Here is a 15,720-nt window from a genome sequence, read left to right on the forward strand (position 1 = left end):
GGTCGGACCCTGAAAATTAAACAACAAACTTGAAATCCATTCTGACCTTGGATATGAGTTACTTACTTTCACTCATTTCTCCATAGAAAGGAGGTGATCCAGCCGCACCTTCCGATACGGCTACCTTGTTACGACTTCACCCCAGTCGCCAATCCTACCTTCGACAGCGCTCTCCCTAAGGTTAAACTACTGGCTTCGGGTATTACCGGCTCCCATGGTGTGACGGGCGGTGTGTACAAGGCCCGGGAACGTATTCACCGCGGCATGCTGATCCGCGATTACTAGCAATTCCAACTTCATACAGGCGAGTTGCAGCCTGCAATCTGAACTGGGAATGCTTTTAGGGGTTTGCTCCATATCGCTATTTTGCTTCCCTCTGTTAACATCCATTGTAGTACGTGTGTAGCCCAGGTCATAAGGGGCATGATGATTTGACGTCGTCCCCACCTTCCTCCGTTTTGTCAACGGCAGTCCTATTAGAGTGCTCTTGCGTAGCAACTAATAGCAAGGGTTGCGCTCGTTGCGGGACTTAACCCAACATCTCACGACACGAGCTGACGACAACCATGCACCACCTGTCTTCGTGTCCCGAAGGAAAAATCTATCTCTAGATTCGTCACTCGATGTCAAGACCTGGTAAGGTTCTTCGCGTTGCTTCGAATTAAACCACATACTCCACTGCTTGTGCGGGCCCCCGTCAATTCCTTTGAGTTTCAACCTTGCGGTCGTACTCCCCAGGTGGATTACTTATTGTGTTAACTCCGGCACGGAAGGGGTCAGACCCCCCACACCTAGTAATCATCGTTTACAGCGTGGACTACCAGGGTATCTAATCCTGTTTGCTACCCACGCTTTCGTGCCTCAGCGTCAGTTAAAGCCCAGTAGGCCGCCTTCGCCACTGGTGTTCCTCCCTATCTCTACGCATTTCACCGCTACACAGGGAATTCCGCCTACCTCTACTTCACTCAAGCTCAATAGTTTCAAATGCAGTTCATGGGTTGAGCCCATACATTTCACATCTGACTTACCAAGCCGCCTACGCACCCTTTACACCCAGTAAATCCGGATAACGCTTGCTCCCTACGTATTACCGCGGCTGCTGGCACGTAGTTAGCCGGAGCTTATTCATTTAGTACCGTCATTGTTCGTCCTAAATAAAGAAGTTTACAATCCGAAAACCTTCATCCTTCACGCGGCGTTGCTGCGTCAGGGTTGCCCCCATTGCGCAATATCCCCCACTGCTGCCTCCCGTAGGAGTCTGGGCCGTGTCTCAGTCCCAATGTGGCCGTTCAACCTCTCAGTCCGGCTACCGATCGTCGCTTTGGTGGGCCGTTACCCCGCCAACTGGCTAATCGGACGCGAGTCCATCTTTGAGCGATAAATCTTTGGCATAAAAGCCATGCGACTTCTATGCTTTATGCGGTATTAGCATCCCTTTCGGGAAGTTATTCCCCTCTCAAAGGCAGGTTACTCACGCGTTACTCACCCGTCCGCCACTAAACTTAATCAACTTCCTTCCGAAGAATTCTGTCAAAGAAGTTCCGTTCGACTTGCATGTGTTAGGCACGCCGCCAGCGTTCATCCTGAGCCAGGATCAAACTCTCTAATAATTTGTATATTAGACCTTTCGGTTTAACATCTTATTAAATCGTCAAGCTCATTTCTGAATACTTGCGTGTTTGTGTATTTTTTAGTGTTCACATTCACTATCCTCAACTTGAGTCATTCAACTCAAAGTCATTTTCGGGTTTCTTGTTCGTTGTTTAATTTTCAAGGTCCGTCGTTCCAAACTTACTGAACTTCTTACTCTCGATTTCTCTTAAGTTTTTCCGTTCCCTCAGCGGAACGTGTTTTATTATACGGCTATTTCGCCTCTTTGTCAACACTTTTTTTCAACTTTTTTTAAAAATTTTTAATTTTTATTTTACAATCCTTTAAAAAGCCCATTCCTATGCCGTTTCTCAGTCTTCTCTTTTTTCATTCTTTTTTGATTTTTCTTTTAAAAAGGCTATATTTCCTTATATTATAACAGAAATCAATGAAAATTATTTTATAATAACTTAGATTTAACTTTTCTAATACGACAAAATTAACAATTCAGGTTTATTATAATAATATGTAATATATATCTGCTTATATAGTAAGAAATTATTCTTTATATATACTATATAATGCAATATATACTGACACATACATAATAGTTTGATACTGTTTATTGTTTTTTTGCATAATTTACGGTACTTGTAATTGTATACAATACACAAACTTATTCAAATTGCACAATGAAGTAGTGATTTTTCGTAATTAATGTGATATAATTACCATACAATTTATTATTAAGGTGGTAAATTAAATGGGAACAAAACATATTATTACTGTAGCAAGACAGTTTGGTAGTGGTGGTAGAGAAATTGCTACTGCTCTTGCAAAGAAGCTTGGTATTAAATATTACGATAAAGAGTTAATTTCTCTTGCTGCTAAAGAAAGTGGTATGAGTCCTGAAGTTTTTGAAAAGGTTGATGAACAGGCAACTAACAGTTTGCTATATTCTCTATCTATGGGTTTATACAACTTTGGTAATGGTTTTTCTGCAATGGGTGACCTACCTATGAATGACCAGCTATACATTATTCAGCACAAAATGATTAAGAGATTAGCAGAAGAAGGTCCTTGTGTTATCCTTGGTAGATGTGCAGACTATGTTTTAAGAGATTTTGACAATGTTGTAAATGTATTTATCAATGCTGATATGGAATACAGAAAAGAAAGAGCTATTAAGTATCACAATGTTGATAAGAGAAAAGCAGAACAAATTATTAATAGAACTGATAAAAACAGAGCAAACTATTATAGTTTCTATTCAGGACTAAAATGGGGTCAGCCACAAAACTATGATCTTTGTATCAATAGTAGTAGAATGACTCAAGAAAATGTTGTTGACATTATTGCTAACTATGTTGATATGTTAGAGAAATAACATTTTTAAAAAAATTCACTCCTGAATAGGATAAATTACTTTATCTGAAAAGGAGGTGTTGTTACAATGACAGAATATATCTATATGATGGCAAATTCACAAGGCGATATTGATGATTTCATTTTCGGTGATATTGAGTGGCATGAAAGCCAGAGATAAAGGTAACAACTATGAATTACAACAATAAATAAAGGATGAGCTTGAAAGTATCAAGTTCATCCTTTTATTTTTGCCTCTAAACGAAAGACGAAGGCTCTATATTTATTTTATGTGAAAAATTTTCCATTATTCATTAGCACCTATAACTGATAATGGGTCAACATAGCTACCGTTTACTCTAATAGCAACATGAAGGTGAATACCATCCTCAGATTCACAAGGCATTTCCCATACATTACTAATAGTATCTCCTTTAGAAAGGGTATCATTCACCTGAACTTTAACATTATCAAGTCCACTGTAATAAATCATAAATGTACCACAATCAAGGATAACCACCTTGCCCATTCTTTCATCATCATAAATATCACTTACCACACCATCAGACATTGAAAGAACATTTGTATCTTTCTTACAATTAAAGTCAATACCTAAATGACTTCTATAGTCACCCATAGTTTTGTTATAAACTGCATTTTCGGAATAAGGTTTTGAGACTTTTGCGTTTTTCACAGGATAAATCAAATTTCCCGGAACTTGCAACATTGTTTGAACTGCTGACATAGTGGTTGATGTATTAGGAATAGTAGTTGTGGTAACTGTTGTTGGCATAGTTGTACTTTCTGTAGTTGACATAGTAGTGGTTGTTGTTTCTTCAACAGTAACACCGGTCACCTGATTATTAGCCTGAGTAGCAGTAGCCGTTGCAGTTGCAACCTGATTTCTCTTTTCTTTAAAACTTGAATAAGAAGAAAAAGTTGACCACACAGCCAGTCCAACGGCAGTTATACAAATTGCCAGAGAAACATAAAAGCTTAATTTATTTCTCTTATTATGCTTTTTATGATTTTGACTATTTTTATACTTATTATATTCATCCATAAAAAACACCTCCGAAAGTAGTATTGACGGAGGTGGGAAAAATATACAATAAAAAGAAAAACTCCCAACAGAGGTTGAGAGTATTTTGGAGGCGTTACTCAGATTTGAACTGAGGAATGGGAGTTTTGCAGACTCCTGCCTTACCACTTGGCTATAACGCCTTATGGTATAGTATATGCAACTGTAAATAAAAAATGACAAAAGAAAAAGCACCCATATGGTGCTTTGGATACTGGAGCGGATGACGGGGCTCGAACCCGCTACCTCCACCTTGGCAAGGTGGCGCTCTACCAGATGAGCTACATCCGCAAATTTTTGGCGACCCGGATCGGGTTCGAACCGACGACCTCTAGCGTGACAGGCTAGCGTTCTAACCAACTGAACTACCGGGCCAAAAAAAGTGGTGGGAACAACAGGGCTCGAACCTGTGACCCCCTGCTTGTAAGGCAGATGCTCTCCCAGCTGAGCTATGCTCCCACAACAATCTGTTGTCTCTTGACAACGTAGCCTATTATATACTAGGATGAGACTAATGTCAATAGTTTTTTTCAAATTTTTTGAAAATTTTCTCAAAGTAATTTCAGCACATTTAAAAAGCCAGATTTCATGGGGTTTCTCGTAATTAACACTTTATAAAATAAATTATAAATAGCAACTTAAAATAATTAATCAAGTAGAAAAAGGCTTATTGTTAACAAAAAATTCATAAAAAATGCAATTATTGCATTGATGAAAAATTCAATACTTCCTACAATTATATGTATAGAAATAATTAGGAGGTATTTTATGTATCACACAGATACTTTTGTAAAGTTAAATAGAAAAATCTTAGATTGGAAATGGTATCAGGATGCCACAACCTTTAGAGTATTTGTTCACTTGATTTTGAAAGCCAATGTTTTTGACAATGATTTTCAAAACATAACAGTACATAGAGGTCAGCTTGTTACAAGTTACGGTCATATTGCCGGTGATTTAGGGTTTTATAAAAATGGCAACATTAATGTTGAACCAATCAGAACGGCAATTAGACATTTAAAAAAGACAGGCGAAATTACTACAGAATGAATACAAAAAGGTCTTTTAATCACCATCAACAATTACGAAAAATATCAAGGTGAGATTATGCAAAATAATCAAGATAATTTTTTTGCTCCCAATGAAAACACAATGGAAACCCAATCAGAACCCAATCATTTCCCAATCAAAACACAACAATATAATAAATTAAATAAATATAATAAGTCATATAAATCAAATACTGAGAGGCAAAAGTTGCTTTTGCCCCCACTAGGTCTGTTTGAAAATGTTTTTCTTACTGAAAAGGAAAAGCAAGACCTTGAGAGTAAGTACCCCAAAACATACCAAGGAAAAATCGACAGGCTATCTAGGTATCTTGTTAACAGTAGGAAAAGGTATGTGAATCATTATGCAGTGCTTTTAGGTTGGCTTGAAGAAGATAAGGAAATTGATGAAAGTAATATTCGTGTTGCCAAAAACAGTAGTTCTACCAATGAAATGGCAAGTTACAATATTGATGAATTAGAAAATTACAGTATGTTTGATTAGAGTAATTCTGAGTTTATTCATCAAGATAAGCATTTAGGAAATAAGATGCTAAACTATTCTGCAAAATATTTTTTCTTGCATCATCCTTAGTGAACCAATGAAATGAGTCGATTTCATTATTTGTGGAAAGTTCAGTATCGTTTTTTACAAATGCAGTAAAATTGCACATTAGGGTATTTGACTTTTCATAGAATTTGGTTCTATTGAATTTTATATGAGAAACATTCATTCCGGTTTCTTCTTTAATTTCCCTTACAACTGCATTTTCTAAAGGTTCACCACGATTTACATAACCTGCAACCAATATATAGAAAGGATTGCCGTACTGTTTAATCAGCATAATCTTGCCGGTTTCTTCATTTACCACAATCATACTGACTGCTATGTTGTACATTGGAAATTGAAAAGAATTACATTTTTCACAAAAAGGAACAATACCTTCCCCTTTAAGCTCTTTTTCAATTAGTTTTGTTCCACAGTTAAAGCAATGTTTTTGTATCATAATATCCTCCGTATTGTCAGTGTTTATTTTATGTTTTATGGAATGGGATAGTTCTTTCAATTTTGTCTGCCGGTTAAGGTAAATTATTTCTACAAATTATGGTTTGACTTTTTAATCTTGATTTTGGGTTAGGGTGAATTTGTTATAAATTTAGTTGAGTATAAATGAAAATTTGCAAAATTATCATACCTATCATTATAACAATAGTGTGGCTAACAGGTGTAGGGTCTTTCAACAAAAGTTTTTTACAAAAAACTTTTGCATAAGTTCACATTAGCAAATCAAACTTCGCCTATGGCTCGTTTTCTTTGATGTTCACTTAATTGATGTCCCGTTACAAACTATCCTAAATAAAGGTATTATGCCCTGTGTAGTAAGTTATAATTTTTAGTTTCTACATAGGACTAAGTTACATAAAACATTTTACTATTAAACGGGCGAACAATGTTCGCCCCTACGTAAAAAGCCAACCCTATTGGGTTGGCCCTTAATTGGAGGCGTCACCCAGATTTGAACTGGGGAATCAGAGTTTTGCAGACTCGTGCCTTACCACTTGGCTATGACGCCATATTGACTTTTAATACAAAAAGCACCATCGGTTTAGTGCTTTTTAGTGGAGCGGATGACGGGGCTCGAACCCGCTACCTCCACCTTGGCAAGGTGGCGCTCTACCAGATGAGCTACATCCGCATTTATGGTGCCTCCGGACGGAATCGAACCATCGACACGGGGATTTTCAGTCCCCTGCTCTACCGACTGAGCTACAGAGGCAAATTTTGGCGACCCGGATCGGGTTCGAACCGACGACCTCTAGCGTGACAGGCTAGCGTTCTAACCAACTGAACTACCGGGCCAAAATTTGGTGGGAACAACAGGGCTCGAACCTGTGACCCCCTGCTTGTAAGGCAGATGCTCTCCCAGCTGAGCTATGCTCCCACATTGTCGCCGTGTTTTGTGTTGTTCATCAGCGACAAGCATTATATTACAGTATTTCTTTCAATTTGTCAACACTTTTTTTAAATTTTTTTAAAAAATTTTTTAAGGGTGTTATTTAGTGTCGATTATCTTCTGTAATTCTTCCTTTGTAAACACATACTTTTTGTTGCAGAAATGGCATTCTGCCTGAAGTTCTCCCTGGTTCTTAACTATATCCTCAAGCTCTTCCTTAGACATACCGGTAACAATGTTCTCGATTTTCTGTCTATTACAATTACAGTAATAGCCAACTTCATATTCATCAAGAACATCAACTTCATAACCTTTTAGGAATTTTTCTGCCATCTGAACAGGAGTTAATCCATCAGCCAACATTTGAGTAACACTAGGTACTGACTTTAGATTTTCTTCTATTCTGTCAATATCACTTTCAAATGCACCCGGTAACATCTGTAGCAGTACGCCACCGGAAGCAAGTACCATACCCTTTTTATCAATTAACACACCTAAGGCGCATACTGTTGGAATCTGTTCACTTGTTGCATAATAACTTGCAATATCCTCAGCAATTTCACCACTAAGTAAAGGTACTCTGCCAATATAAGGTTCACCTGCACCCTCATCACGCATAACATTAAGTGTACCGTGACCTACTGCTTTACCAACATTAATATGACCGTTCTCATAATATTCGGTAGGACAATTAGGGTTAGAAACATAACCTTTAACATGGCCTTTAGCATTTGCTACTGCTGTAACAAGTCCAAGTTCACCGTCACCTGCTACCTGTAAATTTAAAGTAGCCTTAGGGTTCTTTAGCATAGCACCCATAATTGAAGTGGCAGAAAGCAATCTGCCAAGTGCTGCTGTAGCTACAGGTGAAGTGTTATGTATTTTTTGTGCAGTAAAAACTGTTTCTGTTGAGTCAATGGCAGCAGCCATAACTGCTCCATCATGGGTGATACATCTTGTAATCTTATCCATAATCAAACTTTCCTTGCTATTATAATAATTCTTTCTTCGTTATCTTTCGGTGGTTCTGTAGTTAAATCTCCAAAGACACCCTCAACAACAAAGTTGTATTTGTTTAAAACTTTTTCTACAAATTCAAGAGAATAGGCTCTTTCGCTAAAGCTTTCGCTATATCTCTCATACAAATCTTCTTCCTTAATAAAGAAATCAAGGTCAATATCCACAATGTCATTTTCTTGCAAAGTATTTTGCCATGCTAAGAAAACTTCATCTGTTTCAAAGACAAATGAATTGTTAGCCAGAACCTCTCTATGCTTATAAAGGGTATTTAAGTCAAACAAAAAGTAACCACCCTTATTCATAAACAGAGAAACTCTCTCTATAGCCTTAGTGAAAACCTTTTCATCCACAATATGATTTAGGCTGTCTAAGGTACAAATACAAGTATCTATTGTACCATACAAGTCAAGGGACTCCATCCTCTGACACAAATAAAGAATGTTAAGACCTTTTTCCATAGTCTTTTGCTGAGCAACAGTAAGCATATCGTAGCTACCGTCAACACCATAAACATCAATTCCCTTTTCTTTCAGTAACATAGTCATTGTACCTGTGCCACAAGCTAAGTCAAGGGTTAGTCCTAAATCATGATTAAAATTCTTCTCAAGAACATTAACAATATAATCTGCTCTTTTTTCGTACTCAACATTATCTGTTAAGCTATCGTAAAAATCGGCAAACATTTCGTAAGATGGCATTTTACTTGTCCTCTGCTTTATCTTCTTTTTCATCAAAAATTCTGCCGAAAACCATTTCGTAACCGTCGCTACCATAAATTAAGCTACGGTTAACTCTGCTGATTGTGGCAGTTGATGCACCGGTCTTTGATACAATATCACTATACACCTTTTTGTCAGTTAACATCTTGGCTACAACAATTCTCTGTGACATTGCCTTTAGCTCAGGAACTGTACACAAATCTTCAAAAAAGTTGTAACATTCCTCTTCATTCTTTAGGCTTAAAATAGCCTTAAAAAGCAAATCAGTTGCTTCATCTTTTATTTTATTATTCATAAGTAATAACCTCCGTTACTTTCACACACTAAAATTTTAACATACTAAATTTTGAAAGTAAAGGAGGTTTTATATTTTTACATATCTTTTTTTATTTGATTTAAAGCACCTTTCTCAATTCGTGATACTTGGGCTTGGCTGATACCGATTTCTTTGGCTACTTCCATTTGGGTTTTACCCTTAAAAAATCTCAGTGAAAGTATTTTCTTCTCTCTATCGCTAAGGTTCTTCAATGATTCTTTAAAAGAAATTTCTTCCAGCCAATTACTGTCGGAATTGTTGTTACTTAGCATATCCATAACATAAATTGTATCATCACCGTCTGAGAACACCGGTTCATATAGCGATACAGGCTCTACAATTGCCTCTAAGGCAAGAACTACAGTTTCCTTAGGTACATTCATCTCTTTTGCTATTTCTTCCACAGTAGGCTCTCTGTTGTTCTTATTTATTAGCTTTTCTTTTATCTGCATAGCATGATAGGCAGTATCTCTCATTGAGCGACTAACCCTTAAAGCATTGTTGTCCCTTAGAAATCTTCTGACTTCACCGATAATCATGGGTACACCGTATGTTGAAAAACGAACATCAAGACTTGTATCAAAGTTATCAATTGCCTTTATCAAGCCTATCACACCTACCTGAAAAAGGTCATCAAGGTTTTCCCCACGATTGGTAAACCTTTGAATTACCGAAAGTACAAGTCGCAGGTTGCCTTTAATCATTTTATCTCTGGCGATTTTTCTTTCTTTTTCATTTCCCTCCCTCATAATTTTCAGAAGTTCTTTCTTTTCTTTTTCTTTTAGAACCTTTAATTTGCCGGTATTTACACCACAAATCTCAACCTTGTTATACTGCAAAAAAATCCCCCCTGACAATCTTTAATAAAAGTATTGCCCGGAGGGATTATTTTCATTCATTAATTTGTATTCTTAACTGTTGTTACCTTGCTGCCTGAACCAAAATCTACTGACCAAGTACCACTTGACTTAACTACTATAAAGTAGCTTTTGTTCTTATTTAATGTTGCACTTACTGTGCCTTCGTAATCATCAATTTCATCACAAAGGACACCTATCTGTTTACCTGTTTCATCAAATAGGAATACAGTAAAGTCATCATCACCTTTGTTCTTTAGCTTAACGGTTTGCTTATTGTCTGTACCTGCAAACATTTTTGATACACATTCACCACTACCTGTAATGTTGTCTGTACCGTCATATGTTATAGCCTTAATCTTAATAGTCCATTTACCTGTGGCAGCAACCTTGATTGTTGCACCTTCTACACCGTCACTTTTACCTTTAGCATAAAGGTTAGTACCTGTGTACTTGCCGGTAGTATCAACATATGTATAAGCTCTGCCATCACCATCAGAACCGATTACAGTAAATGTACCTTTGCCCTCATGGGTCATTGTAATTGCATAAACACCTTTTGTAACAGTAACATTAGATAAAGTTTTGTTGCCGTTACCTGAGAACTTCAAATCTTCTTGAGTTACAACCACTTTGCAGTAGTCATACTTATTATTCTTAGTTGTAGCATAGATTTTGCAAGTACCTGCCTTTTTACCGGTTACTTTACCTTTGCTGTCAACTGTAGCAATAGACTCATTTGAAGATTCCCACATTACATCTTTATATGCAGTATTGTCAGGTTTAACTGTTGCTGAAAGCTGAATACTTTTGTTAGTACCCACATTTACAGAATGTTTATTAATAACAACACCTGTAGGTTTTACCTTTACAGTAACCTTACATTTAGCTTTTAGTCCATTTGAACTTGTTGCAGTAATTGTACATTCACCTGCACCTTTGCCTGTAACTTTGCCGTTTTCAACTGTAGCTACTTTTGTATTGCTACTTTCCCATTCAATAGAACTGTTAGTAACATTCTTAGGTGTAATAGTATAAACAAGATTTTCTGTTGCACCTAACATTAAGGTAAACTTAGATTTATTTAGTGTTAGCTTTGAAGCCAAAACATTATCAACAGTAACCTTACATTCATCACTTACACCGTTACTTGTAAAGGCTTTTACTGTTGCTTTGCCCTCACCTACTGCTGTAAGTACACCGGACTTTACCGTTACAACAGAAGAGTCTGAGCTATCCCAATACACCATAGGTTCTGCTGCATTCTTAGGTGTAACAGTTGCAGAAAGTTCGAATTTATCTTTAAGTTGTAGTTTTACACTTTTATCGGACAATGTAATATCCTCAACATCAACCTTGCCACAACCACCAAGTATAGTTGTAAAAACAATTGCCAATGCTAGGACTAATGACATTGATATTATTCTTTTCATTTTATCACTCCTAGGGTAATTCTACCCCAAATAAACTTCTTTTTCAAGTAAATATACTGATTGTTCAGTAATAGTTAATAAACTTAGTTCTTCTCTTCTAACTTTTGAACCTTAGAAAGCTGACTTTGGATTTTCCTTGTACGAACACCAACCAGCTTATCAAGTTCCGTATTAGCTTGATTTAGTCTTGTTTGAGTTTTCTCCAATACATCTGCAAAAGTATCAAACTCTCTCTTAACATCATTTAGAATTTGCCATACCTCTGCACTACGCTTTTGTACTGCTAAAGTTTTAAAACCAAGTTGCAAAGAATTTAGCAATGCACCCATTGTTGATGGACCTGCTACATTTACCTTATATTCTCTCTGTAAAACTTCCACCATACCACGATTTACAACTTCGGCATACAGTCCCTCAAATGGTAGGAACATAATTGCAAATTCTGTTGTATTTGGTGGTGAAATATATTTATCGTGAATGTCCTTAGCCTCACTTTTGATAGTTCTCAAAAGATTTTTTGAACAAATTTCAATTTCTTCTTTATTGCCACTATTCATTGCATCAACTAACTTTGCATATGTATCTCCGGGAAATTTACTGTCAATAGGAAGATATACTGTACTGTCATCATCAGCAGGTAGCTTAATTGCAAATTCCACAACATTTCTGCTACCTTTCTTGGTGGCAACATTTTCTTCATACTGTTCAGGTGAAAGAATTTCCTTTAGAATTGCAGAAAGCTGAATTTCTCCAAGGATACCTCTTGTCTTTACATTAGAAAGAACTTTCTTTAAATCCCCAACACCTACTGCAAGGTTTTGCATTTCTCCTAAACCTTTATAAACCTGTTGAAGTTGTTTGCTTACAGTTTCAAAGGATTTATTCAGCTTATTCTCTAAAGTATTTTGCAATTTTTCATCAACGGTAGTTCTGATATTTTCAAGTTGCTTATTGTTGTCCTCTTGCATATAGGTTAGCTTTTTCTCAACAGTAGAACGAATATTCTCTAATTTCTGTTCATTTTCCATTGAAAAGGTCTTTAACCTATTTTCCATTTGTTGTAGCTGATATTTCTGATTTTCAGCCATATTCACCTGATTTTGATTTATCATATCAGACATTAATTTTACACTATTAACAGTATCTTGATTTAGCTTTTTGGATGCATCATATAACGCATCATCAATATTATTATTTTTATTCTTTGAAAGAACTATAACTAACACAACAGCCATTATGACAACAGCTATTGAAAGTATAATCAAAAGTACAGTTTCCACGATAATCCTCATTTCTAATATATATAAAGAAATATTAACACAGAAACAAGGAAAATTCAACTGAAACTAAAAGGTAGATATTACTGTTTTATCACAATTTTCAGGACTGTATAAGAAAGTATCAATATGGTTACCTTGGTACATATATTCAGGTTCTTTAGGATTATATTCATATTTAAATGTATCTATAATAATCAGCTTAATTTTCATTCTTTCCGGAATAATACTCTTGATAAATACAGATGCTTGTTCTCCTACCTTAACACCTTCTTTACTTTCTGCTAAACCTGCAAGGTTAGGGCAAAGCTCCACAAATGCACCGTAGGACTCAACACTTCTCACAATACCTGCTACAGTTTCTCCCGGTGTGAATTTACTTGCATTTTCTTCCCATGTACCTAAAAGCTCCTTATGGGACAGGCTGATTCTGCCACCATCAATTGACTTAACAATTGCCTTAATATTCATACCTACAGAAAATCTTTCCCTAGGGTGTTCTATTCTTGAAACTGAAATTGAGTCAATAGGAATAAGTGCTACAATGCCACAACCTATATCAGCAAATGCTCCGAAATTTTCCAAATGAGTAATTTTGGCATCAATAATATCACCGGTTTTCAGTTTACTTATATAATTCTTTTGGCATCTAAGCTGAGCCTCTTCTCTTGAAAGTACTGCAATATTGTTGCCTTTAGAGTCCTTTGTAAAGCCTTTTACCACAAAGCAAACAGGTCTGTTGACCCTGGAAATAACTGCAATATCTCTTACCTTTCCTTCTCTTATACCGATAGCACCCTCCTCTCTTCTAATAATTCCTTTCATAAACCCTTGGTCAACAATTAGGTTGTGGCTTTGGTCACATACAGTTGCCCTAGCCTCAAGGATTTTTCCGTCACGCATTGCATCATTTAGGGACTTTAGACTTGAAAGTTGCTCTAAATTTTCGTATGTATCAATTCTGCGTCCTTCAGGTAAATAATCTGTCATTTTATTTCCTCCGATTGTTTTGTTACACATAATTACTATGAAATAAAGTTTGGATATATGACCTTTGAACTTTTAATTTTGATTTTTAATTTTGATTGTGGGTTAAGGTAAGTTAGTTCTGCAAATTTGTTTTTTTCAATTTTGTCTGTTGGTTAAGGTGAGAATGATAAATTAGGATTTGTAGTGCTATTTGATAGTTTCAGTTAATATGGAATTGTAAATGAATTTACAATTCCAATCACTCCTTCCGTCACCATTCGGTGACACCTCCCTCAGCGAGGGAGGCAGACACAGTTTGTACAAATCTAAAAACTAGTACACAAATTTTTTAAATAGTACAGACTAATAAATAATTAAAAATTATAGTAAAGACAAAGGCTCCCTCGCTGAGGGAGCTGTCGATTGTAAATTGACGGTACGGCAATTTACCTTTTATAAATCGACTGAAGGAGTGGTTGATATTTTAAACTTGTTTAAAATATCATCATATATGAAACTTTCCTATATTTCTAACTATAAAATATTATATAAATTATGAGTTACAGTTGTAGGGTCCACCATTGGTGGACCGAGCAAATCAGCCTTTATAGAGGTACATTGCCCTGTGTAGTTATTATAAATTTATAGTCTGCAAATAGGACAATAATCCCATAGGTATCACACTTTTTGACGGGCGAACAATGTTCGCCCCTACGACTGTGAGCCATAAAATGATATAACAATCAGCATTGTTTATACCACAAAATATTGTTATATTATTAATTGTGCAATAACTTGGTATACAAGAGAGAAAGGACATAGTATACACTTTTTATAATTTACAACATCCCCACAACCCCAAACTTTATAACTGATTAATCTTAACCAACAGACAAAATTTAAATACCCACAGACAAAACTGAAAATTTAAAAAATAAAAATTTTGAAAATAGTCTATTATTGACAGTTATAATAGGATTTATTATTATAGAATTGACCTAAGGTCTAATACATTTTATGGAGGTTTTACCTATGAAAACTTATAATTGGGGTGTACTAGGTTGTGGTGTTATTGCAAATGAACTTGCTTTAGCTATGAAGAACCACAACAAAAAACTTTATGGTGTAACAAACAGAACTTTAAGCAAAGCTAAGGACTTTGCAAAGAAGTATGAAATCGAAAATGTTTATGACAGTTTTGAAGATATGATTAATGATGAAAACATTGATATTATCTACATTACAACTCCTCATAACACACATATTAATTATATTGAAAAGGCACTTAACAAAGGGAAGAATGTTCTCTGTGAAAAGTCAATTACTCTAAACAGTGATGAACTTGATAAGGGTATGGCTATTGCTAAAGAAAAGGGTCTTGTACTTGCTGAGGCTATGACAGAATATCATATGCCTATTTATAAGGAACTAAAAAAGAGAATTGCTGAGGAAAAGCTAGGTGAAGTTAACTTAATCACACTTAACTTTGGTTCATACAAGGATTATGATATGAAAAACAGATTTTTCAACCGTAACCTTGCAGGTGGTTCAATGCTTGACATTGGTGTTTATGCAATTTCTCTTGCAAGAATGTTTATGAAGTCCAAGCCTAACAAAGTTTCAAGTATGGTAAAATATTGTGAAACAGGTGTTGATGAACAGGCATCTATCCTACTAATGAATGAAGAACAACAGATGGCAACCATTATGCTTTCACTTCATTCAAAACAACCAAAAAGAGCAATGATTTCTTGTGCAAATGGCTACATTGAAGTTATGGAATACCCTAGAGGTATGAAAGCAGTTATCACTTATACCGATGGTGAAGTAGAAGAAATTGAATGTGGTGACACTAAGAATGCTTTGTGGTATGAAGTTGAGGATATGGAAGAAACTCTAACTAAGGGTGATGACCTAATGAACAGAGAAATGACTAAGGATGTTATGGATATTATGACAGATATTAGAAAAAGTTGGGGTATGACCTATCCTGAAGAAGAATAAATTTAATGCAAAATATATGTGAATTTGAAAATGTTGTGAACTTATTGCAAAATTGTTGAAAATCATACTATTTTATTGTAGAATATGA

The 15,720-nt window shown here is 35.8% G+C and carries 13 protein-coding genes, 9 tRNA genes and 1 rRNA gene; 4 read left to right on the top strand and 19 right to left on the bottom strand.

The genetic code is table 11. The features are described 5' to 3' along the window. Positions 1-86 precede the first annotated feature (86 nt). A 16S ribosomal RNA gene (locus E5Z56_RS02140) occupies positions 87-1,610 on the bottom strand. A gap of 743 nt (positions 1,611-2,353) precedes the next feature. Here E5Z56_RS02140 and E5Z56_RS02145 point away from each other — a divergent pair. Next, positions 2,354-2,977, top strand: coding sequence for a cytidylate kinase-like family protein (locus E5Z56_RS02145; protein ID WP_138156320.1), 624 nt, complete (start codon positions 2,354-2,356; stop codon positions 2,975-2,977). 285 nt (positions 2,978-3,262) lie between these two features. On the opposite strand, the gene E5Z56_RS02150 is transcribed toward E5Z56_RS02145, so the two are convergent. The 5 genes from E5Z56_RS02150 to E5Z56_RS02170 all read right to left on the bottom strand — a co-directional run bounded on the left by E5Z56_RS02150 (position 3,263) and on the right by E5Z56_RS02170 (position 4,495). After that, on the bottom strand, positions 3,263-4,018 hold the full coding sequence (locus tag E5Z56_RS02150) for a M23 family metallopeptidase (protein ID WP_138156321.1): 756 nt from the start codon (positions 4,016-4,018) through the stop codon (positions 3,263-3,265). An 86-nt stretch (positions 4,019-4,104) separates the two neighbouring features. Next, positions 4,105-4,179, bottom strand: a tRNA-Cys gene (locus E5Z56_RS02155). 72 nt (positions 4,180-4,251) lie between these two features. Further along, positions 4,252-4,327 (bottom strand) — tRNA-Gly (locus E5Z56_RS02160). 7 nt (positions 4,328-4,334) lie between these two features. Continuing rightward, positions 4,335-4,411, bottom strand: a tRNA-Asp gene (locus tag E5Z56_RS02165). An 8-nt stretch (positions 4,412-4,419) separates the two neighbouring features. Next, a tRNA-Val gene (locus E5Z56_RS02170) sits at positions 4,420-4,495 on the bottom strand. A gap of 309 nt (positions 4,496-4,804) precedes the next feature. Between E5Z56_RS02170 and E5Z56_RS02175 the strand changes: the two genes are divergently transcribed. Both E5Z56_RS02175 and E5Z56_RS02180 read left to right on the top strand, forming a co-directional pair. Then, positions 4,805-5,086, top strand: a complete 282-nt coding sequence (locus E5Z56_RS02175) for a hypothetical protein (RefSeq protein ID WP_138156322.1) — start codon at positions 4,805-4,807, stop codon at positions 5,084-5,086. A gap of 57 nt (positions 5,087-5,143) precedes the next feature. Next, complete coding sequence (locus tag E5Z56_RS02180) at positions 5,144-5,587, top strand: hypothetical protein (protein ID WP_138156323.1); 444 nt, start codon at positions 5,144-5,146, stop codon at positions 5,585-5,587. Positions 5,588-5,600: 13 nt separating this feature from the next. Here E5Z56_RS02180 and E5Z56_RS02185 read toward each other — a convergent pair whose 3' ends face one another. The 13 genes from E5Z56_RS02185 to E5Z56_RS02245 all read right to left on the bottom strand — a co-directional run bounded on the left by E5Z56_RS02185 (position 5,601) and on the right by E5Z56_RS02245 (position 13,649). Then, positions 5,601-6,089 (bottom strand): NAD(+) diphosphatase, encoded by a 489-nt coding sequence (locus E5Z56_RS02185; protein WP_138156324.1) that lies wholly within the window; start codon positions 6,087-6,089, stop codon positions 5,601-5,603. 492 nt (positions 6,090-6,581) lie between these two features. After that, positions 6,582-6,656 (bottom strand) — tRNA-Cys (locus E5Z56_RS02190). Between the two features lie 47 nt (positions 6,657-6,703). Then, positions 6,704-6,779 (bottom strand) — tRNA-Gly (locus tag E5Z56_RS02195). A 5-nt stretch (positions 6,780-6,784) separates the two neighbouring features. Then, a tRNA-Phe gene (locus E5Z56_RS02200) sits at positions 6,785-6,860 on the bottom strand. A 6-nt stretch (positions 6,861-6,866) separates the two neighbouring features. Beyond that, positions 6,867-6,943, bottom strand: a tRNA-Asp gene (locus tag E5Z56_RS02205). 6 nt (positions 6,944-6,949) lie between these two features. Then, a tRNA-Val gene (locus E5Z56_RS02210) sits at positions 6,950-7,025 on the bottom strand. A gap of 111 nt (positions 7,026-7,136) precedes the next feature. Beyond that, entirely contained in the window at positions 7,137-8,009 is an 873-nt protein-coding gene (gene hslO, locus E5Z56_RS02215; protein WP_138156325.1) for an Hsp33 family molecular chaperone HslO, read from the bottom strand. 2 nt (positions 8,010-8,011) lie between these two features. Then, positions 8,012-8,788, bottom strand: coding sequence for a class I SAM-dependent DNA methyltransferase (locus E5Z56_RS02220; protein ID WP_232842471.1), 777 nt, complete (start codon positions 8,786-8,788; stop codon positions 8,012-8,014). Continuing rightward, positions 8,757-9,071, bottom strand: a complete 315-nt coding sequence (locus E5Z56_RS02225; RefSeq protein WP_138156326.1) for a YerC/YecD family TrpR-related protein — start codon at positions 9,069-9,071, stop codon at positions 8,757-8,759. The genes E5Z56_RS02220 and E5Z56_RS02225 overlap by 32 nt, the downstream gene beginning before the upstream one ends. A 77-nt stretch (positions 9,072-9,148) precedes the next feature. Then, positions 9,149-9,931 (bottom strand): RNA polymerase sporulation sigma factor SigG, encoded by a 783-nt coding sequence (sigG, locus tag E5Z56_RS02230; RefSeq protein WP_138156327.1) that lies wholly within the window; start codon positions 9,929-9,931, stop codon positions 9,149-9,151. 59 nt (positions 9,932-9,990) lie between these two features. Further along, positions 9,991-11,382: an Ig-like domain-containing protein gene (locus tag E5Z56_RS02235; protein WP_138156328.1), complete on the bottom strand. Its 1,392-nt coding sequence runs from the start codon at positions 11,380-11,382 to the stop codon at positions 9,991-9,993. 83 nt (positions 11,383-11,465) lie between these two features. After that, a complete protein-coding gene (locus E5Z56_RS02240) occupies positions 11,466-12,662 on the bottom strand; it encodes a DNA recombination protein RmuC (RefSeq protein WP_408638810.1) in 1,197 nt (398 codons plus the stop codon). 66 nt (positions 12,663-12,728) lie between these two features. Continuing rightward, positions 12,729-13,649 (bottom strand): S1 RNA-binding domain-containing protein, encoded by a 921-nt coding sequence (locus E5Z56_RS02245; RefSeq protein ID WP_138156330.1) that lies wholly within the window; start codon positions 13,647-13,649, stop codon positions 12,729-12,731. Positions 13,650-14,660: 1,011 nt separating this feature from the next. Here E5Z56_RS02245 and E5Z56_RS02250 point away from each other — a divergent pair. Then, positions 14,661-15,632 (top strand): Gfo/Idh/MocA family protein, encoded by a 972-nt coding sequence (locus E5Z56_RS02250; protein ID WP_138156331.1) that lies wholly within the window; start codon positions 14,661-14,663, stop codon positions 15,630-15,632. The last annotated feature ends 88 nt before the right edge of the window (positions 15,633-15,720 follow it).

This window comes from Ruminococcus bovis, assembly GCF_005601135.1.
Taxonomy (GTDB): Bacteria; Bacillota; Clostridia; order Oscillospirales; family Acutalibacteraceae; genus Ruminococcoides; species Ruminococcoides bovis.

Coding starts and splice junctions, on each gene's coding strand:
- E5Z56_RS02185 (WP_138156324.1), bottom strand. CDS start 6,089: ATGATACAAAAACATTGCTTTAACTGTGGAACAAAACTAATTGAAAAA.
- E5Z56_RS02150 (WP_138156321.1), bottom strand. CDS start 4,018: ATGGATGAATATAATAAGTATAAAAATAGTCAAAATCATAAAAAGCAT.
- E5Z56_RS02220 (WP_232842471.1), bottom strand. CDS start 8,788: ATGAAAAAGAAGATAAAGCAGAGGACAAGTAAAATGCCATCTTACGAA.
- E5Z56_RS02225 (WP_138156326.1), bottom strand. CDS start 9,071: ATGAATAATAAAATAAAAGATGAAGCAACTGATTTGCTTTTTAAGGCT.
- E5Z56_RS02145 (WP_138156320.1), top strand. CDS start 2,354: ATGGGAACAAAACATATTATTACTGTAGCAAGACAGTTTGGTAGTGGT.
- E5Z56_RS02250 (WP_138156331.1), top strand. CDS start 14,661: ATGAAAACTTATAATTGGGGTGTACTAGGTTGTGGTGTTATTGCAAAT.
- E5Z56_RS02180 (WP_138156323.1), top strand. CDS start 5,144: ATGCAAAATAATCAAGATAATTTTTTTGCTCCCAATGAAAACACAATG.
- E5Z56_RS02235 (WP_138156328.1), bottom strand. CDS start 11,382: ATGAAAAGAATAATATCAATGTCATTAGTCCTAGCATTGGCAATTGTT.
- E5Z56_RS02245 (WP_138156330.1), bottom strand. CDS start 13,649: ATGACAGATTATTTACCTGAAGGACGCAGAATTGATACATACGAAAAT.
- hslO (WP_138156325.1), bottom strand. CDS start 8,009: ATGGATAAGATTACAAGATGTATCACCCATGATGGAGCAGTTATGGCT.
- E5Z56_RS02175 (WP_138156322.1), top strand. CDS start 4,805: ATGTATCACACAGATACTTTTGTAAAGTTAAATAGAAAAATCTTAGAT.